Source organism: Melaminivora alkalimesophila, from assembly GCF_000282995.1.
GTDB lineage: Bacteria > Pseudomonadota > Gammaproteobacteria > Burkholderiales > Burkholderiaceae_C > Melaminivora > Melaminivora alkalimesophila.
Genome location: NZ_ALEE01000236.1, coordinates 1 through 1159 on the forward strand (window position 1 = coordinate 1; position 1159 = coordinate 1159).

Annotated in this window: 2 protein-coding genes; one reads left to right on the plus strand and one right to left on the minus strand. The window is 73.2% G+C overall.

What is annotated here, in order from left to right; all coding sequences use genetic code 11:
- The coding region (gene hemW, locus A612_RS04245; protein WP_019373309.1) for a radical SAM family heme chaperone HemW at positions 1–884 on the plus strand (884 nt) is incomplete at its 5' end.
- 15 nt (positions 885–899) lie between these two features.
- On the opposite strand, the gene A612_RS04250 is transcribed toward hemW, so the two are convergent.
- Positions 900–1159: I78 family peptidase inhibitor (locus tag A612_RS04250; protein WP_019373310.1), on the minus strand; the 260-nt coding region annotated here is incomplete at its 5' end.

A 1159-nucleotide genomic window follows, 5' to 3' on the forward strand; every position in this document is an offset into this window, starting at 1 on the left:
TGCCGCTGGAAGCCGATGGCGAGGTGACGCTGGAAGCCAACCCGGGCACCTTCGAGCGCGAGCGCTTTCGCGCCTACCGCGCCGCGGGCGTGACGCGCCTGTCTATCGGCGTGCAGAGCTTCCACGACCGCCACCTGCAGGCGCTGGGCCGGGTGCACGACCGCGCCCAGGCGCTGGCGGCCGCCGAGGAGGCAAGCGAAGCCTTCGAGACCTTCAACCTCGACCTCATGTACGCACTGCCCGGCCAGAGCCTGGCCGAGCTGGAGGAGGATCTGCGCCTGGCGCTGGGCTTCGGGCCGCCGCACCTGTCGATCTACCACCTGACCATCGAGCCGAACACCTGGTTCGCGCGCCACCCGCCCCAGGGCCTGCCCGAGGACGATGAGGCCTACGCCATGCTCGACCGCATCGGCGAGCTGACCGAGGCAGCGCAGCTGCAGCGCTACGAGGTCTCGGCCTTTGCCCGATCCGGCCACGCGAGCGTGCACAACCGCAACTACTGGCAGTTCGGCGACTACCTCGGCATCGGCGCCGGCGCGCACGGCAAGCTGAGCTTTGCCCACCGCATCGTGCGCCAGGTGCGCTTGCGCGACCCGCAGCGCTACATGGATGCCGCGCTCGCCGGCAACGCCATCGCGCAGGAGCACGACGTCCGCCGGGCCGACCTGCCCTTCGAGTTCATGCTGAACGCGCTGCGGCTGCGCGAGGGCTTCGCACTGGCGGACTTCACGGCGCGCACCGGCCTCGCCGTCACCGCCATCGAGCAGGGCCTGCGCGAGGCCGAGTCGCGCGGGCTGGTCGAGCGCGACATGGAGCGCGTCTGGCCGACGGCGCGCGGCCTGGACTTCCTGAGCGACCTGCAGGCGCTGTTCCTGCCGGACTGAAGCAGGGAGCCCGCCTCAGCCGCAGGTGGCGGCCGTCACCTTGCCGGAAGCGTCCACGCGCAGGCTGAGCCGCTCGGCGTCGAACTCCAGCGTCACGGCCTGGCCGGGGCGCAGCACCCGCGCCATGCGGGCGTTGGCGCGCACGCGCGCCTGCTCGACGACGGCGCCGGTGGCCGTCTTGCCGACCGCCCACTGCGCCGGCTGGGCGTTGCAGGTGCTGCCCACCGGGGCTGTGCTCGCACCGATCGGAGGCGGCGCGGGGGCGGGCGCCGGCG